This is a genomic window from Streptococcus sp. HMSC36C04 (assembly GCF_001839535.1).
GTDB lineage: Bacteria > Bacillota > Bacilli > Lactobacillales > Streptococcaceae > Streptococcus > Streptococcus hominis.
Window position 1 is genome coordinate 29,771 of the sequence record NZ_KV841591.1, and the last position, 22,582, is coordinate 52,352.

At 36.8% G+C, this 22,582-nt stretch carries 21 protein-coding genes and 2 pseudogenes; 20 read left to right on the top strand and 3 right to left on the bottom strand.

The genetic code is table 11. The annotated features are described in order from the left end of the window. Positions 1-26: 26 nt before the first annotated feature. From HMPREF3249_RS04740 to radC, 20 genes and pseudogenes are all read left to right on the top strand, one after another. A complete protein-coding gene (locus HMPREF3249_RS04740) occupies positions 27-425 on the top strand; it encodes an NUDIX hydrolase (protein ID WP_059220819.1) in 399 nt (132 codons plus the stop codon). Between the two features lie 24 nt (positions 426-449). Further along, positions 450-1,349, top strand: a pseudogene (locus tag HMPREF3249_RS04745) (helix-turn-helix transcriptional regulator). A gap of 265 nt (positions 1,350-1,614) precedes the next feature. After that, positions 1,615-3,384 (top strand): ABC transporter ATP-binding protein, encoded by a 1,770-nt coding sequence (locus tag HMPREF3249_RS04750; protein WP_059220818.1) that lies wholly within the window; start codon positions 1,615-1,617, stop codon positions 3,382-3,384. Continuing rightward, positions 3,377-5,116: an ABC transporter ATP-binding protein gene (locus HMPREF3249_RS04755; RefSeq protein WP_059220816.1), complete on the top strand. Its 1,740-nt coding sequence runs from the start codon at positions 3,377-3,379 to the stop codon at positions 5,114-5,116. Before HMPREF3249_RS04750 ends, HMPREF3249_RS04755 begins: the two co-directional genes overlap by 8 nt. A gap of 124 nt (positions 5,117-5,240) precedes the next feature. Next, on the top strand, positions 5,241-6,512 hold the full coding sequence (locus HMPREF3249_RS04760) for a DUF2130 domain-containing protein (protein ID WP_059220814.1): 1,272 nt from the start codon (positions 5,241-5,243) through the stop codon (positions 6,510-6,512). 13 nt (positions 6,513-6,525) lie between these two features. Continuing rightward, on the top strand, positions 6,526-9,708 hold the full coding sequence (locus tag HMPREF3249_RS04765) for an SIR2 family protein (RefSeq protein WP_059220812.1): 3,183 nt from the start codon (positions 6,526-6,528) through the stop codon (positions 9,706-9,708). Positions 9,709-9,823: 115 nt separating this feature from the next. After that, positions 9,824-9,971: pseudogene (locus HMPREF3249_RS09545) on the top strand (GNAT family N-acetyltransferase); the annotation flags it as partial. Positions 9,972-10,014: 43 nt separating this feature from the next. Continuing rightward, positions 10,015-10,893 (top strand): tRNA pseudouridine(55) synthase TruB, encoded by an 879-nt coding sequence (truB, locus tag HMPREF3249_RS04770; protein WP_003042441.1) that lies wholly within the window; start codon positions 10,015-10,017, stop codon positions 10,891-10,893. 25 nt (positions 10,894-10,918) lie between these two features. After that, positions 10,919-11,851 carry a bifunctional riboflavin kinase/FAD synthetase gene (locus HMPREF3249_RS04775; protein ID WP_049533855.1) on the top strand — a complete coding sequence of 311 codons (933 nt, stop codon included), beginning with the start codon at positions 10,919-10,921 and terminating at the stop codon, positions 11,849-11,851. Positions 11,852-11,972: 121 nt separating this feature from the next. Beyond that, the gene (locus tag HMPREF3249_RS04780) at positions 11,973-12,374 is read left to right on the top strand and encodes a Spx/MgsR family RNA polymerase-binding regulatory protein (RefSeq protein WP_003042028.1); all 402 of its coding nucleotides are present in this window, start codon (positions 11,973-11,975) and stop codon (positions 12,372-12,374) included. A 1-nt stretch (position 12,375) separates the two neighbouring features. After that, positions 12,376-12,660: a UPF0223 family protein gene (locus tag HMPREF3249_RS04785; RefSeq protein ID WP_003029307.1), complete on the top strand. Its 285-nt coding sequence runs from the start codon at positions 12,376-12,378 to the stop codon at positions 12,658-12,660. Then, a complete protein-coding gene (locus HMPREF3249_RS04790) occupies positions 12,644-13,417 on the top strand; it encodes an inositol monophosphatase family protein (protein WP_059220810.1) in 774 nt (257 codons plus the stop codon). Before HMPREF3249_RS04785 ends, HMPREF3249_RS04790 begins: the two co-directional genes overlap by 17 nt. Then, positions 13,418-14,722, top strand: coding sequence for an RsmF rRNA methyltransferase first C-terminal domain-containing protein (locus HMPREF3249_RS04795; protein ID WP_049533746.1), 1,305 nt, complete (start codon positions 13,418-13,420; stop codon positions 14,720-14,722). A 105-nt stretch (positions 14,723-14,827) separates the two neighbouring features. After that, positions 14,828-15,694, top strand: a complete 867-nt coding sequence (locus tag HMPREF3249_RS04800; protein ID WP_003029312.1) for a phosphate ABC transporter substrate-binding protein PstS family protein — start codon at positions 14,828-14,830, stop codon at positions 15,692-15,694. A 21-nt stretch (positions 15,695-15,715) separates the two neighbouring features. Next, entirely contained in the window at positions 15,716-16,627 is a 912-nt protein-coding gene (gene pstC, locus HMPREF3249_RS04805; RefSeq protein ID WP_003042518.1) for a phosphate ABC transporter permease subunit PstC, read from the top strand. After that, the gene (pstA, locus tag HMPREF3249_RS04810; protein WP_059220808.1) at positions 16,617-17,501 is read left to right on the top strand and encodes a phosphate ABC transporter permease PstA; all 885 of its coding nucleotides are present in this window, start codon (positions 16,617-16,619) and stop codon (positions 17,499-17,501) included. Before pstC ends, pstA begins: the two co-directional genes overlap by 11 nt. Positions 17,502-17,512: 11 nt before the next feature. Then, positions 17,513-18,316: a phosphate ABC transporter ATP-binding protein PstB gene (gene pstB, locus HMPREF3249_RS04815; protein ID WP_003029316.1), complete on the top strand. Its 804-nt coding sequence runs from the start codon at positions 17,513-17,515 to the stop codon at positions 18,314-18,316. A 42-nt stretch (positions 18,317-18,358) separates the two neighbouring features. Next, positions 18,359-19,117 carry a phosphate ABC transporter ATP-binding protein PstB gene (pstB, locus tag HMPREF3249_RS04820; RefSeq protein WP_003029320.1) on the top strand — a complete coding sequence of 253 codons (759 nt, stop codon included), beginning with the start codon at positions 18,359-18,361 and terminating at the stop codon, positions 19,115-19,117. Between the two features lie 163 nt (positions 19,118-19,280). Then, positions 19,281-19,934 (top strand): phosphate signaling complex protein PhoU, encoded by a 654-nt coding sequence (gene phoU / locus HMPREF3249_RS04825; RefSeq protein ID WP_003029323.1) that lies wholly within the window; start codon positions 19,281-19,283, stop codon positions 19,932-19,934. Between the two features lie 86 nt (positions 19,935-20,020). Then, a complete protein-coding gene (gene radC, locus HMPREF3249_RS04830; protein ID WP_003024167.1) occupies positions 20,021-20,701 on the top strand; it encodes a RadC family protein in 681 nt (226 codons plus the stop codon). On the opposite strand, the gene HMPREF3249_RS04835 is transcribed toward radC, so the two are convergent. The 3 genes from HMPREF3249_RS04835 to HMPREF3249_RS04845 form a co-directional block, all read right to left on the bottom strand. After that, positions 20,698-21,390: a gamma-glutamyl-gamma-aminobutyrate hydrolase family protein gene (locus HMPREF3249_RS04835; protein WP_059220806.1), complete on the bottom strand. Its 693-nt coding sequence runs from the start codon at positions 21,388-21,390 to the stop codon at positions 20,698-20,700. The genes radC and HMPREF3249_RS04835 overlap by 4 nt on opposite strands. A 27-nt stretch (positions 21,391-21,417) precedes the next feature. Further along, entirely contained in the window at positions 21,418-22,062 is a 645-nt protein-coding gene (locus HMPREF3249_RS04840) for a redox-sensing transcriptional repressor Rex (protein ID WP_003029327.1), read from the bottom strand. A 172-nt stretch (positions 22,063-22,234) separates the two neighbouring features. Then, on the bottom strand, positions 22,235-22,582 hold the full coding sequence (locus HMPREF3249_RS04845; protein ID WP_003029329.1) for a DUF1831 domain-containing protein: 348 nt from the start codon (positions 22,580-22,582) through the stop codon (positions 22,235-22,237).

The window sequence follows — 22,582 nt, forward strand, 5'->3', positions numbered from 1 at the left end:
TCTAAATTTTAAATGGGACTACTGCGATGAAATATTCTATTGAAGCCTGGATTTATGACCCGATTGCTAAGGAAATTTTGCTCTTAAAAGTTAAAACTGAACAACGTTCTTTCTGGCAACCGATTACTGGTGGTATTGAAAGTGATGAAAGTCCTGAAATAGCTTGTATTCGTGAGATTTTTGAAGAAACTGGACTGGAAATCGAGCTAACAAAACTGTTGCAAGTCGGTCATCACACAGTTGTTATTGATGAAGACTTGACCATTTTTAAAACACTTTTTCTTGTGGAAACAAAGCAAAAAGATATTCATATTTCTGATGAGCACATTGATTTTATGTGGACAGAAGTTAAAAAGGTGCCTGATATATTGTACTGGCAGAGCAATCAAGAGACTTTTCAAAAGATTTTAGAGAAATTGAGATAAGGTGTTCATGGAAAGGCACGGTCTATGACAGAGAGTAGATTATTTAGAATAGTGTATGTTCTTTTAGAAAGAGATAATGTTACAGCGAAGGAGCTGGCAGAACAATTTGAAGTATCTGTTAGAACGATTTATCGAGATGTTGACCGACTTAGCAGTGCGGGCATTCCAATCTACACCATGCAAGGCAGAGATGGAGGCATTCGACTGACGGAGGATTTTGTACTAAATAGTTCTTTGCTTAATCAATCAGAAAAAGAGCAACTGTTGGTTGCTTTACAAGGATTAGGGGTTACGGGTCTTCTGCATGAAAACGAGCTTTTGACCAAACTATCGGCTTTATTTAAATTGAACCAACCAAACTGGATAGAAGTAGATTTTACCAGCTGGTCCAATAGCAAGAAATATGAAGAGCTATTTCAGAATTTGAAAAATGCAATCATCAGTAAGCAAGTGATTTCCTTTTCGTATGTTAGCAACAAAGAAGAGTGTACCCAGCGTCAAGTAAAACCAGTTCGCCTGCTTTTTAAAGGATAATCATGGTATCTTCATGCATTTTGCTTAGTACGAAATGATTTTCGTTATTTTAAACTTTCTCGCATAAGCGAGCTAAAGCTTTTACCACAACATTTTGCAGATAACTTTGACAATGTGAGCTTGGAAAAAGAAGCGCGATTAGAAGAGGTCGTACGAGTCAAGCTGAAATTTAATAAAAAAGCTGCTTTCAGAGTATATGATGAACTGGATTGTCCAGTCAAATAAGATGAGCAAGGAAACTTGTACGCAGAGATAGAAATTCCGAATGACTATAGTCTGTACTGCTATATTCTTTCTTTTGGAGACAATGTGGAAGTGCTGGAGCCAACAAAGATTCGTGAGCAAATAACAGAAATGATTGAACGTATGGCACAAAAATATAAAAACTGATAGCAGTGTCTATTTTTTCAAGCTACATTTGACTTTATTTCCAACCTCGAAAGGTTCCCCAAACCTTTCGAGCTGTGTGGAGGTGGGATAGAAATCAGGTTTCTACGAAACTACTGATTTCTGTCTCACTTTTTTATTTTTGTTTGACATTAGAATTGTCAGAATTTATAATATAAGTATAAATTAAATGACAGCATTGTCAGCATATCATGAATTGTTTGACTAGGGTTCTTTATTCGTTTTTTAGGAGAAAGAAGGGATTTGTATGAAGAAAAAGTCGGTTGTATCTTGGATACTGGAATTTGTCTCTCTTCACAAATTTTATTTTATTGTTAGTCTTGTTTTTGCCTTTTTATCTGTTTTGTGTGGATTTTTGCCTTATTTTTTTGTGGGTAATATCATCAATCAGCTTTTACAAGGCAATCGAGATTGGAATTTTTATGTCCTTCAGTCCATTTGGATAGGACTGGCATGGATAGCACATTGGGGATTTCACGGGATTTCGACACTCTTGTCTCACACAGCAACTTTTAAGATTTTAGCAGAAATGCGCTATCGTTTGACAGAGAAATTGGCCAAATTGCCTCTGGGAACGGTTTTAAGTCAATCTTCTGGAACTTACAAAAATATCATTGTTGAGCGAGTGGATGCCACAGAAGTAACCTTGGCGCACTTAATTCCTGAGTTTACATCTGGGCTATTTGGTCCCTTTATTATCTTAATTGCCATGTTGGTGATTGATTGGCGCCTAACTTTGCTTTCGCTACTGACAATCCCGATTGTTATCTTAGCTTATGGGAATATGCTACGCAAGAGCGAAGGTGATTTTGAAAATACAGTAGAGAAAACGAAGAAGCTCAATGATACAGCAGTAGAATACATCAATGGGATTGAAGTCATCAAGGTTTTTGGAAAAGAGAAATTTTCTTACGATAAATTTGTCAAGGCTGTCAAAGAAGGAGCTGATTGCTTTATTGAATGGATGCGCAAGTGCGTAGTTGAAATGGGCATTGTTACAGCTTTCTTACCGTCCGGCTTGCTTTTCTTACTCCCTTTTGGAACTCTCTTTTACCTTCAAGGTAGCCTAACAGCTAGCAACTTTATTTTACTGATCATTCTGTCTCTTAGTCTTTTGACGCCGTTTATTTTAGTGGCTTCCTATATGGATGATCTACGGAAAATTGCGACAATCTTTGGTGAAGTGATTGTTATTTTGGAAAAACCTGATTTGCCTCGTCCAACAGAATTAACGGACATTCCAAAGGGAACAGAACTTCAAATGACAGATGTTAGTTTTGGTTATTCAGATGAGGAAGAAGTATTGCATAGTATTTCCTTAACGATTGAGCCTGATACAGTAACTGCTCTTGTCGGTCCCTCTGGCTCAGGGAAATCTACGATTGCTAAACTTCTAGCTTCTTTCTGGGATGTTAGTTCTGGTAGTATTACCTTTGGTGGCGTGGACATTCGAAACCTACCTCTTGATTATTACAGTCGTCAGATTGCCTATGTCACACAGGATAATTACCTTTTTGATGGAACGATTATGGAAAATATCCGTATGGGTAATTCCGCTGCTTCAGACGAAGACGTGATAGAGATTGCTCGCAAATGTGGCTGTTATGATTTCATTATGAAGTTGGAAAATGGGTTTGAAACGCGCGTTGGTACTGGCGGCGGTCATTTATCTGGTGGAGAACGGCAGCGAATTGCGATTGCACGAGCTATGCTGAAAGATGCACCGGTTATCATTTTGGATGAAGCAACGGCTTATACTGACCCCGAAAATGAAGCTCTCATTCAGTCTAGTATTGCTCGTTTGATTGAAGGCCGTACACTCCTTGTCATTGCTCATCGTCTTTCAACGATTGCAAGTGCAGATCAGATTGTTGTGGTCAATGACGGGCGTATTGAAGCAAAAGGAAAACATGCAGATTTGCAGAAGACTTGTCCGCTTTATGCTTCTATGTGGCAGGCTCATCTTGCAGTAAAGGATAGCGATCAAATGACAGAAGGAGGATTGGCAGATGCTTAGTACATTGAAAAAATTCTTTGATTTTTGTACAGAAGAAGATCGCAAGAAATTCTACACTTCTGTTTGTTTAGGGGTTCTAAAAGCTTTCATTATTGCTTTTCGGATTCCAGCTATTGGGTTGGTTGTTATGGCTATCATTAACAATGATGTTTCTATGCAGACTGTATGGCTCTCTCTCGGAATTATGCTCTTGTCTGTTATTCTTAACATTTGGATTAGCTTGAAAATTACAATGTTGCAGACAGAAGCGGGCTATCATACATGTACTCATAAGCGGATTGAAATTGCTGAACACATGCGCTACCTGCCAATGGGGTATTTTAATCAAAATAGTCTGGGACAAATCACCAGCGTTACAACCAATACACTTGAAAGTCTAGCAGATGTTGCTACTCGGGTTGTCATGATGACGTTGGAAGGATTCCTAACAGCAGGAACTATTACGGTTCTTGTATTTATCTACGATTGGAAAATTGGTTTGATTTTGTTGGCAGGCTTGATACTGTTTCTCTTGCCAAATGGATTGATGCGTTGGCAAGCTGGAAATGTGTCAGAAGCTAAACAACAAGCTGATACAGATTTGGTAGCAGTTGTGCTAGAATACAGTCAAGGGATAGCGGAAGTAAAGAACTATAATATTGTTCAATCATCGGCTAAAAAACTATCGCGTGCTATTGAGAATAAAAGGCATTTAGATACAAAGCTGACTTGGGTTACCTCGCCTTATATCGCTCTGCAAGGGATGATTACCAAGCTGACTGGAACGATTATGGGGCTGTTCTCCATTTACTTTTACCTGCAAGGAAGTATGAGTCTTTTGATTTGTATCATGATGCTCATCAGTGCTTTTATGATTTACGAAAGTCTGGACGGAGTTGGTAGTTTTTCTTCTCTTCTTCGCATTGTTGATTTATCGGTTGATATGGTCAATAAAGTTTTGTCGATTATACCAATGGATATTAGCGGAAAAGATTTGCAGCCAAAAACCAGCAATATCAAGCTGGATCATGTCAGTTTCTCCTATGAGAGTAAGAAAATTATTGATGATGTATCGTTGGACATTCCAGAAAAGACAACGACAGCTCTGGTAGGGCCTTCTGGTTCTGGAAAGACAACTCTTTGCAATCTCATTGCCCGTTTCTGGGATGTAGAGAGTGGCAGCATCAGCTTAGATGGTCATGATGTAAAAGAATACAGCTATGACAGCCTTATTCGTAATTTCAGTTTTGTTTTTCAAACAGTTTATCTGTTTGAAGATACCATTGAAAATAACATTAAATTTGGAAAACCAGATGCCAGTCATGAAGAAGTTGTAGCTGCTGCGAAAAAAGCTGCTTGTCATGACTTTATCCTGTCTTTGCCAGAGGGTTATCAGACCAAGATTGGTGAAGGCGGAGCCAGTCTCTCAGGCGGGGAGCGGCAGCGGATTTCCATTGCTCGTGCCATTATCAAGGAAGCTCCAATTATTATTTTGGACGAAGCAACTGCTAATGTCGACCCAGAAAATGAAGAAGCGCTTATGCAAGCCATTCATTCTTTAACAAAGAATAAAACCATTATTATGATTGCTCATCGGCTAAAAACAGTAGAGCATGCCGATCAAATTATTGTTCTTAATCAAGGTCGTATAGTTGAGCAAGGCAAGCACCAAGAATTGCTTGCCAAACGAGGTTTATATAGCCGATTTATTCAGGAAAGACGCAGTGCTGCCAGCTGGCGGATACAGGCTTAATTTACAAACAAAAAGATTGTTGTTCATGTGCAACGGTCTTTTTATATTTAAGCTGTTAATTTAAAATAACCATAAGAAATGGTATAATAAGATGTTATAGAGAACAATCAATGAAGAGGTATCCATGAACGAAATCAAATGCCCCAACTGCGGGGAAGTTTTTACAGTTAATGATAGCCAGTACAGTGAGCTTTTGTCGCAGGTTCGAACTGCAGAGTTTGACAAGGAGATTCATGCTCGGATTGAGCAGGCGTTAGCTCTGGAAAAACAAAAGGCACAGAATGAGCAACAGCAGGTCTTAAGTCAGAAAGAGTCTGAAATCCAGGAACTCAAGGCGACTATTTCCAATTTTGAATCACAAAAGGAGCTGATAAAAAAGGATACGGAGCAGGCTCTGTCTGAAAAACTCATCAATAAAGACAAGGAGTTGCTGGGCTTGCGGTCGCAACTGGATCGTATGAAGCTGGAACACCAAAATGAGCTGCAAGCTTCGTTGACAAATATTGAAAAAGAACGCGACCAAATCCAAAATCAGCTTTTATTGCAAGAGAAAGAAAATGAATTATCCCTTGCATCTGTTAAACAAAATTACGAAGCTCAGCTAAAGGCGGCCAATGAACAAGTAGAATTTTACAAGAACTTTAAAGCACAACAATCTACTAAAGCGATTGGAGAGAGTTTAGAGCATTACGCTGAAAGCGAATTTAACAAGGTTCGCAGTTTTGCCTTTCCAAATGCTTACTTTGAGAAAGATAATCAGGTTTCTGCACGAGGCTCCAAAGGGGATTTCATTTTTCGTGAGGAAGATGAAAACGGAGTAGAAATCATTTCTATTATGTTTGAGATGAAAAATGAAGCAGATGGTACTGAGAAAAAGCATAAAAACGCTGATTTTTACAAAGAATTGGACAAGGACCGCAGGGAAAAGAAATGTGAGTATGCTGTTTTGGTGAGTATGCTGGAAGCAGACAATGACTATTTCAACACTGGCATTGTTGATGTTAGCCATGAGTATGAAAAAATGTATGTGGTTCGTCCTCAATTTTTTATCCAGCTCATTGGACTTTTACGCAATGCAGCGCTCAATTCTCTTAAATACAAGCAGGAGTTGGCTCTGGTTCGGGAGCAAAATATTGACATTACTCACTTTGAGGATGATTTAGAAACCTTTAAAGTAGCGTTTGCGAAGAATTACAACTCAGCTTCTAAGAATTTCAATAAGGCAATCGAAGAGATTGACAAAGCTATTAAGCGAATGGAAGCAGTTAAACAGGCGCTTCAGACATCAGATAATCAACTGCGCTTGGCCAACAACAAACTTGATGACGTGTCTGTCAAAAAATTAACCCGTAAAAATCCAACCATGAAAGCTAAATTTGAAGCTTTGAAGGAGTAGATTTATAAAAATTATGAAAGATAATGATACTGAATATAAAAAATTGGTAAAAGATTTAGGTGAAGCAATAAGACAACAAAAATTAGTTATTTTTGTTGGCGCAGGAGTCTCTATTTCTCAAGGGTATCCGAACTGGAATAATTATATTGAACATCTTATTAAATACTGGCAAGGGCAGATTTTGGCTGAAAGTAGCGAGAAAAATCTTGGTAGAGAGCATCATTTGATTTTTGATTTAATTAGTAAATCTGATATTAGCAATAAACGCAAAGTTGATCTAGTTAACTATGAATTAAAAAAAGTTTTTGGTGAAGATTTTGAAAAAAGGCGATTAGATTTTGAAAGAGGATATTTCAAAAATCTGCTTCCTTATTCAATGGTTAATCCAATATTAGAATCTTTAGCAAGTTTAGATGCAATATTTATAACTTCAAATTATGATTATGAAATTGAAAATCATACTAAACGTTTAAAGAATACTGTAGTAACAATCAATGATTTAAACGAATTTCAGTATAAGAAAAATGGTAAGTTACAATTTGGAGACGTTCTGCACATTCATGGTACTCCTGATTGTGATGTAGACTACTTTGTTAGTTCGTCAGCAGATTATTCAAAAACATATTTGAAGGCTAGGGAAAACTTTGATAGTTTAGTAAAATGGTTTAAAAATACAAAACCAACTGTACTATTTATTGGTGCTGGACTTGAAGAGGATGAAATCTTATCATTGCTTCATGAGGGGAGTAAAAATTATGCATTAATGAAGTCAGAAAATACAGGCAATTCAAAAGTTGATGAACGCTATAAAAACATTGTTGAAGAATTTTTTAATTTTGAAAATCATACTCAGATTATATGGTTTGGAGATAAATTTGAGGATTTACCGATTTTTATAGAGAAATTGGTTTCAGATATAAATGAAGAACTGGGAGTGCATGAATTTCATAGTGAGTGGAATAAACTTTTAAATCCTTCGAGAGAACAAAAGAAATACAATCAATCGTTGGATAATATTTCTACTGATTCTCATTATCTATTTTCTCTTATCAATAAAGTTATTGAAATTAATAATAATGATCTAAACAATTTATTATTAAAAGGTATTCTCCAAGGAGAAACGCTGAAGAAAATCAAAACTAATTCATTTCCAGTATTTTGGAAATTTATTGCTAAAAGCACCGAAAAGCTAACTGCTAATGAATGGAAAACAATTTATGGCATCCTTATCCAAGGAAATCAAAGATATTTCATGGATGATATGTACGAGGTCTATCTTCAGGTGATAGAACAAAAAATATTTTCCAATGAAGAAGTAAATGAACTCAGAAAAATTTTAGCAAGAGATAGAGATGTTATTAATTCTAGTTTCAATCAAGATAGGACACTACTAGGTTACTGGTTTGTAAATACTTTTGAATATAGCGATGTCTATTTATATACAGAAGATGATCAGGAAATAGAAGTTAATTTAAATTCAGATTGTGTTAAAAAATTGAATCAAATACTAAGTTCTTCTCAGCATTTTAACTATTATTCAATAACTGAACTTTTAAAAGAAGGTAATAATATTAAGTTATTTTATAACCTTTTGAAATCTAGGAGATTGCTGATTGAAGGAAAAGATTTTATAGAAAGTGTTTCTGAGGAACTGTTAAAGAATCGGTTGGTTCAAAAAATATTAGTTCGAATTGATTACGAGACTGATTTGAACCTAGATTTAGTAAATAAATTAATAGATTCTATTAATTTTTCTGACATTCACTTTGGAGAAGAATTAAATACATTTGTTGAGAAACGCAGAAGTATTATTGAGTCTAAAAATATAGAAATGCCAGAAAAGCTTTATCGAAACATGATATCCCCAATGGAAGGAGGCTTTGTTTCACAGTTTTCATTTTTAACTCAAGAAGACATTGCAGAGTATGATGAACCTAAATTGTTAGATATTTTAGTAAATACAACGGATAGAGAAAGACGTGCGTCATTCTTAGAAGAAGAAACTGTTTTTGAAACTGAAAACTTCTTAATGAGTATCTTAAAAGCTTCAAATGAATTATCTGAAAAAATTTCTAAATTGTTGGAAAATCATGTTGAAGATTTGTATATAAAGTATAAGCGGCTTTATGTAGAGATTGCTATTTCACCGGAAATCTCGAATGAGCTAAGAAATGCAATCAAAAGAGAATGTTTAGAACGATTTGAAAAAGAATCGTTTAATAGTAATGATGAAAAATTCTTTAATTACTTTGTAACTCAGAAAAATAATGAAAAAACGATTTTTAAAAAATTACTTACTGTTGACCCAAATAAACTATCAACTTTGAGAGATGATAGCGGGCATCTAGATATGCTTCATTTTATAAATAGTGAACTGGGATCATACTTGCAATGTTTGGTATCCCTAATTGTTAATCATTCAGAATATAGTCCTAAAATTATTCAGAAAGTCGATGAGCTTGAAGATTCAAGTTATAAAGAAATTGCACAAGGCGTCCTTATCAGTGAGTACGACGTTAAAGAAATTGATGTAACATACCATACTTTTTTAGGGTATGCATATTATCATTCCACAGTGACCTCAGAAGCTGCTGAAATTTTTACAGATGTTATTAAAAAACTTCTAAAAGAAAAAATTGAAGATAATCAAATTCTAAATAAAGTCTATATGATTGCTTTGGAGTGCATCGACCCAATCAAAGAGCATCTTGAATTATCAAAGAATAATTATGGCATTATGATCAACACTATCTTTATGGAGAAATATGAATTTAAATATTATAAACAGTGGTTACAAGAATTATTTAGACATGATTCAACAGTAAACTATTTAGAAACAATTTCTAATTTGTTGTACCGAGATAACGTTAATAAAGATAGATTAATTCAGTTTATTATGGAATTCAAAAATTTTGTATCAAGCTATAAATTTAAACTGTCTTTGCATAGAATAAAATATAAGTTGAATCAAGAAGACATGGGAGATTTCCCTCTGATAAAAAGTTATTTTTTGTTGCTATTAGAGAATAATAAGTTAGAGAATGATTTATATTATTTAGAAACGATAAAAGGCATATTCCCTTTATTGTCTTCAAAAGAAAGAATGAATGTATTACAAAATATTAGAGAACAAAAAAATTGTACACCTCTTGAAATTGAAGAAATTCAAAAAATAATTAACAATTTGAACTCATGAGTATATCTTTGAAACCAAAAAATACTTGGTGTATTTAAGAGAAAACTGACCCGCAAAAATCCAACCATGAAAGCTAAGTTTGAGGCGTTGAAGAACGACTAGGAGGAAAGAAACTATGCAGATACGACAAGTAACCTTGAAAGACATAGAAGCCTTGCTCCCCCTCTATGAAGATTTAGGCTATCCGACGACTGCTTCAAGTCTGACTAGATGTTTAGATACAGCTTCATTATGGCTCTTGTGGTGCTGAAAAAAACAAGGAATTTAATCAACTACTAATAGAATTTTTAGCAGAATAAGGAATCAATGAACGGAATTATCAATTTAAAAAAAGAAGCTGGAATGACCTCGCATGATGCGGTTTTTAAACTGCGTAAAATTTTAGGAACTAAAAAAATCGGTCATGGTGGTACTTTGGACCCAGATGTGGTGGGTGTCTTGCCCATTGCAGTCGGAAAGGCAACGCGATTAGTAGAATTTATGCAGGATGAAGGCAAAATCTATGAGGGAGAAGTTACTTTAGGTTTTTCGACAACGACAGAGGATGCCAGTGGAGAACAGGTGGCTTTCAGTCCTGTGACGGAAATGTTGGATGAAAAATTAGTGGATCAAGTCATTGCCAGTATGGTTGGAGAACAGACCCAAGTGCCCCCTATGTACTCGGCTGTCAAGGTCAATGGACGAAAACTCTATGAGTATGCTCGAGCTGGGGAGGTAGTAGAGCGACCAAAGCGTCAGGTGATAATTTACAACTTTGAGCGGACAGGAGCTATTGTCTATGAAAGTGACTTGGCACGTTTTCCTTTTCGAGTTAAATGCAGCAAGGGAACCTATGTGCGAACATTGGCAGTTGATTTAGGAGCGAAGTTGAATTATGCTTCCCACATGTCTAAACTAACTCGCACTGCTGCGGCTGGCATGGATTTGAAAGAAGCTTTGACTTTAGTAGAAATTGACGAGAAGGTGAACAAAGGCGACTTTTCATTTTTGCAGCCCATTGAATTTGGCATAGGAGATTTACCTAAGGTAAACCTTACGGAAGAGCAGGTTGAAGAAGTGCGATTTGGACGCTTTATTCATATAGATACCAAGGCAGAACAGGTGGCTGGCTTTTATCAAGGGAAATTACAAGCCATTTTAGAAAAGCGCGACAAAGAATATAAACCTAGAAAAGTATTTCTTTAAAATTTTGTGATAAAATAGTTAAGTGATGAAAACGATTAGAATAAAAAATGAAAAAGACATTCAGCAAATTGAACACACAGTATTAGTGCTAGGGTATTTTGACGGGTTACATAAAGGACATCAAGCTTTGTTTGCTGAAGCGAGAAAAATGGCAGCAGAAAAGCATTTGAAGATTGCAGTGCTGACATTTCCAGAATCTCCCAAATTGGCCTTTGTACGCTACCAGCCTTCTTTAATGCTTCATTTGACTAGTCCAGAAGATCGCTTGCAGCAAATGGAAAATCTTGGTGTAGACTACCTTTATTTGATTGATTTCACCAGCCAGTTTGCTCGTAATACGGCTGAACAATTTTTTACAAAATACATCTCACGTTTGAAAGCAGAAGCAGTCATTGCGGGATTTGATTACCATTTTGGTTCAGATCGAGGCAATGCAGAAGATTTGGAGAAACTATTTGACGGACAAGTTATCGTAGTTCCTTCTGTAAATTTCAATGGAGAAAAAGTTAGTTCAACTCGCATTCGAGAAACAGTACTAGCAGGAAATGTAGCAGAAAGCAATCAATTGTTAGGCTATTCGTTATCCACTAGAGGAATTGTCGTTCATGGCAATGCAAGAGGGCGAACGATTGGCTATCCAACAGCAAATCTTGCTCCGCTAGATCGGGTTATTTTACCAGCCGATGGTGTCTATGTGGTTGATGTAGAACACGATGGAAAGATGTATCGCGGGATGGCTAGCGTCGGCAAAAATGTCACTTTTGAAGGAGATGAACTTCGTTTTGAAGCTAATATTTTTGATTTTTCACAAGATATTTACGGTGATACTATTCGTATTTTTTGGTTGGATAAAATCCGAGATATGGTAAAATTCGATAATGTGGACAAACTAGTCAAACAACTGCAGGCTGATGAGGAAATCGCAAGATATTGGACACCTAAAAACGCAAACCACTAAATCATGTAGTAAGCTTCTTATTTTTCCTAAAAAAATAGGAGAAAATTTGTAAAAATACCTAGTAATCTTACATAAAATTTAGTATAATGATAACAGTTACAAATAATAAGAAGAGAAATGCATGGTTACACTATTTTTATCACCGAGTTGTACAAGTTGTCGCAAGGCGCGTGCATGGCTATCCAATCATGAAGTTCCTTTTGAGGAGCACAATATCATGACGAGCCCTTTATCTGCACCCGAATTACAACATATTCTTTCTCTGACGGAGAATGGAACAGACGACATTATTTCAACTCGTTCAAAAATTTTTCAAAAATTAAATTTGGATGTTGAAAATTTATCAATTTCTGAATTGCTTCGTTTAATTGAGGAAAATCCAAGCCTTTTGCGTCGCCCGATTATTCTGGAAGACAAGCGAATGCAAATTGGATTTAACGAAGATGAAATCCGTGCGTTTTTGCCTCGCGGATATCGAAAACAGGAATTGCGCGATGCAACTTTAAGAGCTGAGATTGAATAATATGAATAAAAACTATCGTTACCCACTAGACATATCGTGGAGCACTGAAGAGCTTGCTTCAGTGCTTTCTTTTTTGAATGATGTTGAGCAGGCTTATGAAGAAAAAATAACAGCAGAAGAAATACTATCATCTTACAAACTCTTCAAAAAAATTGTTCCAAGCAAAGCTGAAGAAAAGCGGATTGGACGTGAATTTGAAATAGCAAGTGGCTATTCCTTATATCGAGCTGTTCAAGCTGCAAAACAAAAGGAGAAAGGAATGTTTTCTCTTGGAAAAGAAATTTAATTTTGCCAAACAAATTGTACTGAATGCGGCTTCTTATATCAAAGAGCATTTGAATGATCAGTTGCAAATTGAGACTAAGTCCAGTCCGACTGATTTAGTAACTCAAATGGACAAAGAAGTTCAAGATAATTTAGTAACCTGGATTTTAGAAGCTTATCCTGCGGATCACATTTTAGCTGAGGAGAATGGTTTACGACATTCTATTTCAGATGGCAATGTTTGGGTCATTGATCCTATTGACGGCACGAATAATTTTGTGGCACAAAAAGCAGATTTTGCTGTTGTTCTGGCTTATTTTGAAAATGGCATTGGTCAATTTGGTATTATTTATGATGTGATAGGAGATAAGTTGTACCACGGTGGTGGGCAATTTGATGTCTATTGCAATGAGCAGAAATTGCCACCTTACCAAGATCGCCCTTTAAATCAATTTTTAATAGCTTCAAATGCTGGGATTTTTGAGCGCAATGATTGGGGAATTGCTGATTTGGCGAAAGAAACTTTAGGAGTTCGAGTGTATGGAAGTGCTGCAATCAGCTTTAGTAAGGTTTTGTCAGGTCAACTGTTGACCTATATTTCCTATATTTGGCCTTGGGATTATGCTGCTGCTTCCATTATGGGAGATAAATTAGGATATACGACAGTGACATTTGATGGTAAGCAGCCTGATTTTGAAAGTCATCAGGGGATTATGATGATTCCAATGATGAAATTGGACGAAATTAAAACATACATATATCGAAAGCGAGAGGATTAGATGCATTTTCCAAAAGGGTTTAAAGAAAAATACTACAATCTTTTGGGAGAGGAGGCTCCCTCTTTTTTTCTAACTTTCGATGAGGAGCCAGTTTCCGCTTTCCGAGTCAATCCATTAAAAGAGCAGCAAAAAACTTTTCCAAAACCTATTCCTGATACGAACTGGGGTCATTATGGCAAAGTTTCTGGAAAATCAATAGAGCATATCACAGGATTAGTCTATTCACAAGAACCTGCTGCACAAATGGTTGCCCAGGCTGCAGCACCACAACAGAATATGAAAGTACTTGATTTGGCAGCAGCGCCGGGTGGAAAATCCACTCACCTATTGTCATACTTGAATAATACAGGTATTCTTGTTTCCAATGAAATCAATCCAAAACGTTCTAAAGTGTTAGTAGAAAATATTGAGCGTTTTGGAGCGAGAAATATTGTGGTGACGAATGAGTCAGCTGGCAGATTAAGCCAGATCTTTCAGGGCTATTTTGATATGATTGTCTTAGATGCACCATGTTCTGGTGAAGGAATGTTTAGAAAGCAGCCAGAAGCAACGGAGTATTGGAGCGAGACTTATCCTGCTCAATGTGCACAGCTTCAACGTGAGATACTAGCGGATACTTTGAAAATGTTGACAACTGGTGGTGAACTGATTTACTCTACTTGCACTTGGGCACCAGAAGAAAACGAGGAAATCGTTGACTGGCTGTTAGAAAACTATTCCCTTGAATTGGTTGAAATTTCAAAAATCAATGGTATGGTGGCTGGTATTCACTTTTCGGAAACTGCACGCATGTATCCTCATCGTTTTAAGGGTGAAGGACAATTTGTTGCAAAATTTCGTTTTTATGGTGAGCAGTCAGCTAAAAAAATAAAAGCCAAAAAGAGCAATCTGACATCGGAGCAGAAGACGTTGTGGCAGGAATTTCAAAAACAACATTTGGCTTTAGAGTTAAATGGCGATTTACAGACTTTTGGAGATCATTTATATCTATTGCCACTAGGTCTTCCAGATCTATCGAAACTCAAAATTGCCAGAAATGGCTTGCACCTAGGTGTTTTTAAGAAAAAACGATTTGAACCGAGTTTTGCTTTGGGACTGGCTTTAAAACCAAGTGAAGTAAAGCACATAATTGAAATTGATGAAGAGCAGTTTAAAAAGTACGTTGCTGGGGAGACAGTCAATCTCAATCAGAACCCTGCAAATGGTTGGTATCAAGTTGTTATCCAAGGTAATGGTTTAGGGTTTGCAAAAGTGACTGGAAATATTCTGAAAAATTATTTTCCAAAAGGCCTGAGATTTCAATAAAGAATCTTTCCAAATATCTAAAGATATGTTATAGTGAGATTAGATGTGAAAAGATTAGGGAAATCTTAGAATGAAAATGCTTTCACATCTGAAAAGGAGTTTCATGTGATTAAACACAAAAAAATACTTTGGGCAGTCACTCTCGTGATTTGCAGCATCGGTCTTTCAGCTTGTTCTTCCTGGATTAACCGCGGTGAGGCGATAACAGCAGTTGGCTCAACAGCTCTACAACCGTTGGTTGAAGCAGTCGTGGACAAATACACCGAAGAAAATCCGAAAAAAATTGTCAATGTGCAAGGTGGAGGATCGGGAACAGGATTATCACAAGTCCAATCTGGTGCAGTAGATATTGGAAATAGCGATTTATTTGCAGAAGAAAAAGACGGAATCAAGGCTAAAACTTTGGTGGATCACCAAGTTGCTGTAGCGGGTACTGCGATTATTGCAAATAAAGGAATTAAAGTAAACAACTTAACCACAGAGCAGCTACGTAAAATTTTTACCGGAGAATACACCAATTGGAAGCAAGTTGGTGGTCAAGATTTGGAAATTACCATCATCAACCGTGCCGTTGGTTCTGGTAGTCGAGCAGTTTTTGATAGTGTTATTATGAATGGCAAAGAAGCTAAGCAAGCGCAAGAGCAAGATTCTAACGGAATGGTCAAAACGATTGTTTCGCAAACTCCAGGTGCCATTTCTTATTTAGCTTTTTCTTATGTTGATACTAGTGTGAAAAGATTAAACTTGAATGGTTATAAGCCAACGAAGAAGAATGTGACGACGAACAACTGGCCTATTTGGTCTTATGAGCATATGTATACTAAGGGAGAACCTAACAAATTAGCTAAAAAGTTTCTAGAGTATATGATGACAGCAGAAGTCCAAAATAATATTGTTGGTAAAATGGGCTACATTCCGATTAACGATATGAAGGTTACTCGTAGTCTTGACGGAACTATCAGCTCAAAGTAAAAGAAAGAATTTAGGAATAACATGAACGAAGTAGCAAAAAAAATGCTGACAAAGTCAAAAAACTCTCGTTTAGAAACATTTGGAAAAACCATTACTTTTCTTTGCATGAGTTTAATTGTTTTTGTCGTCGCAATGATTTTATTATTTGTAGCGGAGAAAGGACTTTCGACTTTCTTTGTTAATAAAGTAAACATCTTCAGTTTTCTTTTTGGAATAAGGTGGAATCCATCCGGTAAGGAATTCGGTGCTTTACCAATGATTTTGGGCTCTTTCCTCGTAACTCTCCTATCAGCTTTATTGGCAACACCATTTGCAATTGGAGCAGCTGTTTTTATGACGGAGGTTTCCCCTAAAGGCTCAAAAATTCTGCAACCAGCGATTGAACTTCTAGTCGGAATTCCATCAGTTGTGTATGGATTTATTGGATTACAGGTAGTTGTTCCCTTTGTTCGCAGTATCTTTGGTGGAACAGGTTTTGGAATCTTGTCAGGGATTTTTGTTCTCTTTGTCATGATTTTACCAACGGTGACCTTTATGACAACAGATAGCCTGCGTGCTGTACCGCGGCATTATCGAGAAGCTAGTATGGCAATGGGAGCGACTCGTTGGCAAACGATTTGGCGTGTGACGCTAAAAGCAGCTCGCTCAGGTATTTTTACAGCTATTGTCTTTGGAATGGCTCGTGCCTTTGGTGAAGCTTTGGCGATTCAAATGGTTGTCGGGAATTCAGCGGTTATCCCAACTTCTCTGACAACACCTGCTGCAACCTTGACTTCTATTTTAACAATGGGAATCGGAAATACCGTTATGGGAACTGTTAATAATAACGTTCTGTGGTCGCTTGCTCTGGTTCTGCTTTTGATGAGTTTAGCCTTCAATACTGTGATTAAATTGATTACAAAGGAAAGAGGTAAGAAGAACTATGCACGCTAAAAAAATGGATAAATTAGCAACAGGCGTCCTCTATACCATTGCAGGAATCATTGTTGCTATTCTCGCTTCCTTGATTTTGTATATCTTAGTAAGGGGCTTACCTCATGTTTCGTGGAAATTCTTGACTGGTCAATCGTCTTCATACCAAGCGGGTGGAGGAATTGGAATTCAGCTTTATAACTCATTGTTTTTGTTAGTTATTACCTTGATTATTTCCATTCCTTTATCAATGGGAGCAGGAATTTACTTATCTGAATATGCGAAGAAAGGCCTGGTAACAGATTTTGTCAGAACTTGTATTGAAATTTTATCATCTTTGCCTTCCGTTGTTGTCGGTCTCTTTGGATATTTGATTTTTGTTATTCAATTCCAATATGGTTTTTCAATCATTTCTGGTGCTCTGGCTTTAACTGTATTTAATTTGCCACAGATGACACGTAGTGTAGAAGATAGCTTACAGCATGTGCATCACACACAGCGTGAAGCTGGACTTGCTCTTGGCATTTCTCGCTGGGAAACGATTGTCCATGTCGTCGTTCCAGAAGCATTACCAAGTATTGTGACGGGGATTGTCCTAGCTTCTGGTCGTATTTTTGGGGAAGCTGCTGCGCTTATCTATACAGCAGGTCAGTCTGCCCCAGCACTTGACTGGTCAAATTGGAATATTTTCAGTGTAACTAGTCCAATTTCTGTTTTTCGTCAAGCTGAAACTTTGGCTGTTCATATTTGGAAAGTCAATAGTGAAGGAACGATTCCCGATGCAGTAGAAGTGTCAGCTGGGTCAGCAGCAGTGCTTCTTATCTTTATTTTAATCTTTAACCTTGGAGCTCGTAAGCTCGGAAGTTACCTGCATAAGAAATTAACATCTGCCTAAAAGGAGAAGAAATGACAGAATATAACTGGAATGAAAAACATATTGTTACTTTTCCTGAGGAAGAGGTTGTTTTATCAACGAAGGATTTGCACGTTTACTATGGTAAAAACGAATCCATTAAAGGGGTTGATATGCAGTTCAAGAAAAATAAGATTACAGCTCTTATCGGGCCTTCAGGTTCTGGTAAATCAACCTATCTTCGCAGCTTGAATCGGATGAATGATACGATTGACATTGCTAAGGTTACTGGTGAGATCTGGTATGAAGGAATTGATATTAACCGTCCAGATATCAATGTCTATGAAATGCGGAAACATATCGGAATGGTCTTTCAAAGACCAAATCCTTTTGCCAAATCTGTTTACCGCAACATCACCTTTGCGCATGAACGTGCCGGTGTTAAGGATAAGAAAATCTTAGATGAAATTGTAGAAACATCTCTAAAACAAGCGGCTCTGTGGGAACAAGTAAAGGATGACCTTCATAAATCTGCTTTGATGTTATCAGGCGGTCAGCAGCAACGTCTCTGCATTGCCAGAGCCATTTCCGTGAAGCCAGAAATACTTCTAATGGATGAACCTGCTTCTGCACTTGATCCAATTGCAACCGCGCAGTTAGAAGAAACGATGTTAGAGTTGAAGAAGAACTATACGATTATCATCGTGACCCACAGCATGCAGCAGGCGGCACGTGCTAGTGACTATACCGGTTTCTTCTATCTTGGTGATTTAATTGAATATGATGAAACAGCCAATGTTTTCCAAAATGCTAAGTTGCAGTCTACGAATGACTATGTTTCTGGTCATTTTGGCTAAGAAAATTGCTGATTAATTAGAATTAATTAAAGGACTATCAGAATGACAGAACCTATTTTACAAATCAAGGACTTGTCGGTTTATTATAATAAAAAGAAAGCTCTCAATAGTGTATCATTAGATATACTACCGCAGGAGATTACCGCTTTGATTGGTCCTTCTGGATCAGGAAAATCAACCCTTTTAAAGGCAATCAATCGCATGGGAGATTTAAATCCAGAGGTGACAACGACAGGCACTGTAATTTATAATGGGCACAATATTTACAGCCCACGGACAGATACGGTGGAGCTTCGCAAAGAAATTGGAATGGTTTTTCAACAGCCCAATCCATTTCCAATGACGATTTATGAAAATGTTGTTTATGGTTTGCGGATCAATGGTGTTAAGGACAAAGAAGTGTTAGATGAAGTTGTTGAAACTTCACTAAAGGGAGCATCCATTTGGGATGAAGTAAAAGATCGTTTACATGACTCAGCGATTGGCTTGTCAGGCGGTCAGCAACAACGTGTTTGTGTGGCTCGCGTTTTAGCAACGAGTCCGAAAATCATTCTTTTAGATGAGCCAACGTCGGCACTTGATCCCATTTCTGCAGGAAAAATTGAAGAAACACTTCATGGGCTGAAAGATCAATATACAATGTTACTTGTGACCCGCTCAATGCAACAGGCTAGTCGTATTTCAGACAAGACTGCTTTCTTCCTAAATGGCGATTTGATTGAGTTTAATGCCACGAAAGAGATGTTCCTCAGTCCGATTCATAAGGAAACGGAAGATTATATCACAGGCAAGTTTGGTTAGAGATTGTAATTGGTCACTACAATATTATGGCTATTCCAATGTTTTGGCGACTACTGATTCTCTATATATTTATATATAAAATGCACATATACTTGTAGACAAGAATTATGTAAAAAGATGGATTTTCGTATAAAATTCTTTAGATCTTAGGAAAGGAAAATTTATGCTTAGAGTACAATTTGAAGAAGACTTAGCAAAACTCCATAACCAATTTTATGCAATGGGAAATGAAGTTTTGTCACAGATTAATCGCACAGTTCGTGCATTTGTGACCCACGACCGCGAATTAGCAAAAGAAGTAATCGAAAAAGACGCAGAAGTGAATGAATATGAAGTAAAGTTGGAGAAAAAATCTCTGGAAATCATTGCTTTGCAGCAGCCTGTTTCGCAAGACTTACGAACCGTTATTACAGTTTTGAAGGCTAGTAGTGATGTGGAAAGAATGGGCGACCACGCTGTTTCCATTGCACAGGCAACGATTCGCATGAAGGGAGAAGTTCGCATCCAGTCTGTTGAGGAAGAAATCAGCAAAATGGGACGCGATGTCAAAAATTTTGTGGAAGCAGCACTTGATCTTTACCTTAATGGCGATGTGGACAAGGCTTACGAAATAGCAGCTATGGATGAGAAAATCAATCAGTATTTTGATGATATTCGTGATTTAGCTACACAAGAAATTAAGGCAAATCCAGATTTGATTGTTACAGGTCGTGATTACTTCCAAGTTATTTCGTACTTAGAACGCATTGGTGATTACGCTAAAAATATCTGTGAATGGGTTGTTTACTTTGAAACAGGTAAAATTGTTGAAATGTAAATACTAACTTAAAAAATTTGAGAATCATTTCTCAGATTTTTTATTTTCCTCTTCTTTTTCCGAATAAGGATATGAGGAGGTTTTTTATGTATAGTATTTCATTTCAGGAAGATTCTTTGTTGCCAAGGGAACGTTTAGTCGCAGAAGGTGCAGAACAATTGAGCAATCAAGAATTGTTATCCATTCTTATCCGCACAGGCAATAAAAAAGAAACTGTTTTTCAAGTTTCTCAACGAATTTTATCAACTATTTCTAGTTTGAATGATTTGCGCAATATGACGCTACAAGAATTGCAATCAATCTCTGGAATTGGTCGTATCAAAGCTATTGAATTGCAAGCCATGATTGAATTAGGCCAGCGAGTCAGTAAGGCAGAATTGATTACGCAAGAGCAAATTTTAGGTAGTCAAAAGTTAGCGAAAAAAATGCAACAGGAATTGGGGCATAAGAAGCAGGAACACCTTGTAGCTTTATATTTGAATACTCAAAACAAAATTATTCATCAGCAGACGATTTTTATTGGTAGTGTGTCACGCAGTATTGCAGAACCACGAGAAATTCTGCATTATGCTGTGAAACACATGGCGACATCCATTATTTTGGTGCACAATCATCCATCAGGAGCTGTACTGCCAAGCAAAAATGACGATGAAGTGACCAAACATGTAAAAGAAGCGTGTGAGCTAATGGGCTTCATCTTACTGGATCATCTCATCGTCGCAGAGAAAGATTATTATAGTTATCGCGAAGAAACAGACTTGATTTAAAGTCTATTGACAACATAGTCAAATAGCATTCGATCTTTAGGGCGTGTTTCAAATAAGAATTCTGGATGCCACTGGACTCCCAGATAAGCGATTTCATCAGTTGTTGTAATGGCTTCAATGGTGTTGTCTTTCGGATCACGGGCAATGACTTCGACATTTTCTGCTAAATCTTTGATACTCTGATGATGGAAAGAGTTGATATGAGATACTTCGCCGTAAATTTTTTCCAAAACAGAATCGGATTTAGTGACTAGTTTTTGAGTAGTATATTCAGCAGAACTGTCTTGCCAATGGTGCTCAATATCTTGATAAAGAGTTCCGCCCATTGCAACATTAAACAATTGCGTACCGCGGCAAACGGTAAAAATTGGTTTTTGTTGCTGGATAGCTTCATGGATTAAGGCTAATTCAAACAAATCACGTTCCAAATAGTAATCATCACTGTCAATTGTTTTTTCTTCGCCATAGAATTGTGGTGATACATTTTGCCCACCCGTTAGGATAAGTTTGTCAATCATCTGGATGTAGCGCCGTGCCATATCTGCATCTCCAATCGGCAATATGATAGGAGTTCCACCAACTTCTTTTACGCCCTCTACAAATCCCTTAGCAGCATAACTCATGATGGCAAATTCATCTTCAGGGTTTGATCTTTCATTTCCAGTAATGCCGATAATAGGTTTCTTCATAAATAAATGTCTGCTCTTTCTAATTGCTTAATGCTCTTTTTTCATAAAATAAAGGAGTGTTTGTAGCTCACTTGTCAAATCAACATATTGAACGACAACATCTTTTGGAACGGTTAAGTGAACAGGAGAAAAACTGAGAATACCTTTTACACCAGCTTCCACAAGAACAGTTGCAACTTCCTGCGCTTTTGCACTAGGAACTGTTAAAATAGCTGTTTTAACATCCACACCTTTTAATTTGTTATTGATTTGTGAAATGCCATAAATAGGAATCCCGTCATTTGTAGTAGTCCCAACTTCAGGATGATCATCTGTATCAAATGCCATAACAATCTTCATTTTGTTCCGTTCGTGGAAACGGTAGTGGAGCAAAGCATGTCCCATGTTACCGATACCAACTAACATCACATTGGTAATGGAATTGTCATGAAGTAAGTCAGCAAAAAAATTCATGAGTTTTTTTACATCGTAACCATATCCACGACGACCTAATTCGCCAAAATAAGAAAAATCTCGACGGACAGTTGCAGAATCAATCCCGATCGCATCTGCGATTTGTTTTGAATTGGCTTTGTCAATTTTTTCGGAATTAAATCGTTTGAAAATCCGATAATACAGAGAGAGCCTTTTAGCAGTTGCGCGTGGAATGGTTGTATTATTTTCAGATTTCACAAAATCACATCCTTTCAAAGACTATTTTATAGAAAGTTTGTGAAAAAATCAACTTATTTGATAAAAATAGAAAAGGAGTAGGACAAAATCAAGAAAATCAAAGATTTTTGGCTTGTTTCCTACTCTTTATTGTTTTACTGATGATTTAAAAATGAGTTTTTAAGCTATTTGTTTATTGTTCTTGTTTAGTGAAAATACCACGTTCTACCAAGCTATCCATTAAGAAATAAAACTTTTCTTGAATGATGTGATTGTCTTCTGATTTAAAAATATTCACTAATCGAAGGCCAGATTTGTCTGTGATATTGATTTTCACACCTGAAAGGTCTTTATTGATAATGATTTTTAATAGAAAACCATCCCCGCTATTGGGAACATTTTCTAATAAGCGTGTTAATTCGTAATTTCCGACTTTTGTTTCGGCAAATGTGTTATCACGCAAAGTAAATTTTTTTACATTTTCTCCAAGAGAGTAACTGTAGGGGCAGTCTTTTAAGTGAATAGTGGTCTGAAAAGCCAT

What these genes read in the sequence shown, in the direction of transcription:
- HMPREF3249_RS04740 (WP_059220819.1), top strand. Translation starts at nt 27, where the DNA reads ATGAAATATTCTATTGAAGCCTGGATTTATGACCCGATTGCTAAGGAA.
- HMPREF3249_RS04750 (WP_059220818.1), top strand. Translation starts at nt 1,615, where the DNA reads ATGAAGAAAAAGTCGGTTGTATCTTGGATACTGGAATTTGTCTCTCTT.
- HMPREF3249_RS04755 (WP_059220816.1), top strand. Translation starts at nt 3,377, where the DNA reads ATGCTTAGTACATTGAAAAAATTCTTTGATTTTTGTACAGAAGAAGAT.
- HMPREF3249_RS04760 (WP_059220814.1), top strand. Translation starts at nt 5,241, where the DNA reads ATGAACGAAATCAAATGCCCCAACTGCGGGGAAGTTTTTACAGTTAAT.
- HMPREF3249_RS04765 (WP_059220812.1), top strand. Translation starts at nt 6,526, where the DNA reads ATGAAAGATAATGATACTGAATATAAAAAATTGGTAAAAGATTTAGGT.
- truB (WP_003042441.1), top strand. Translation starts at nt 10,015, where the DNA reads ATGAACGGAATTATCAATTTAAAAAAAGAAGCTGGAATGACCTCGCAT.
- HMPREF3249_RS04775 (WP_049533855.1), top strand. Translation starts at nt 10,919, where the DNA reads ATGAAAACGATTAGAATAAAAAATGAAAAAGACATTCAGCAAATTGAA.
- HMPREF3249_RS04780 (WP_003042028.1), top strand. Translation starts at nt 11,973, where the DNA reads ATGGTTACACTATTTTTATCACCGAGTTGTACAAGTTGTCGCAAGGCG.
- HMPREF3249_RS04785 (WP_003029307.1), top strand. Translation starts at nt 12,376, where the DNA reads ATGAATAAAAACTATCGTTACCCACTAGACATATCGTGGAGCACTGAA.
- HMPREF3249_RS04795 (WP_049533746.1), top strand. Translation starts at nt 13,418, where the DNA reads ATGCATTTTCCAAAAGGGTTTAAAGAAAAATACTACAATCTTTTGGGA.
- pstC (WP_003042518.1), top strand. Translation starts at nt 15,716, where the DNA reads ATGAACGAAGTAGCAAAAAAAATGCTGACAAAGTCAAAAAACTCTCGT.
- pstA (WP_059220808.1), top strand. Translation starts at nt 16,617, where the DNA reads ATGCACGCTAAAAAAATGGATAAATTAGCAACAGGCGTCCTCTATACC.
- pstB (WP_003029316.1), top strand. Translation starts at nt 17,513, where the DNA reads ATGACAGAATATAACTGGAATGAAAAACATATTGTTACTTTTCCTGAG.
- pstB (WP_003029320.1), top strand. Translation starts at nt 18,359, where the DNA reads ATGACAGAACCTATTTTACAAATCAAGGACTTGTCGGTTTATTATAAT.
- phoU (WP_003029323.1), top strand. Translation starts at nt 19,281, where the DNA reads ATGCTTAGAGTACAATTTGAAGAAGACTTAGCAAAACTCCATAACCAA.
- radC (WP_003024167.1), top strand. Translation starts at nt 20,021, where the DNA reads ATGTATAGTATTTCATTTCAGGAAGATTCTTTGTTGCCAAGGGAACGT.
- HMPREF3249_RS04835 (WP_059220806.1), bottom strand. Translation starts at nt 21,390, where the DNA reads ATGAAGAAACCTATTATCGGCATTACTGGAAATGAAAGATCAAACCCT.
- HMPREF3249_RS04845 (WP_003029329.1), bottom strand. Translation starts at nt 22,582, where the DNA reads ATGGCTTTTCAGACCACTATTCACTTAAAAGACTGCCCCTACAGTTAC.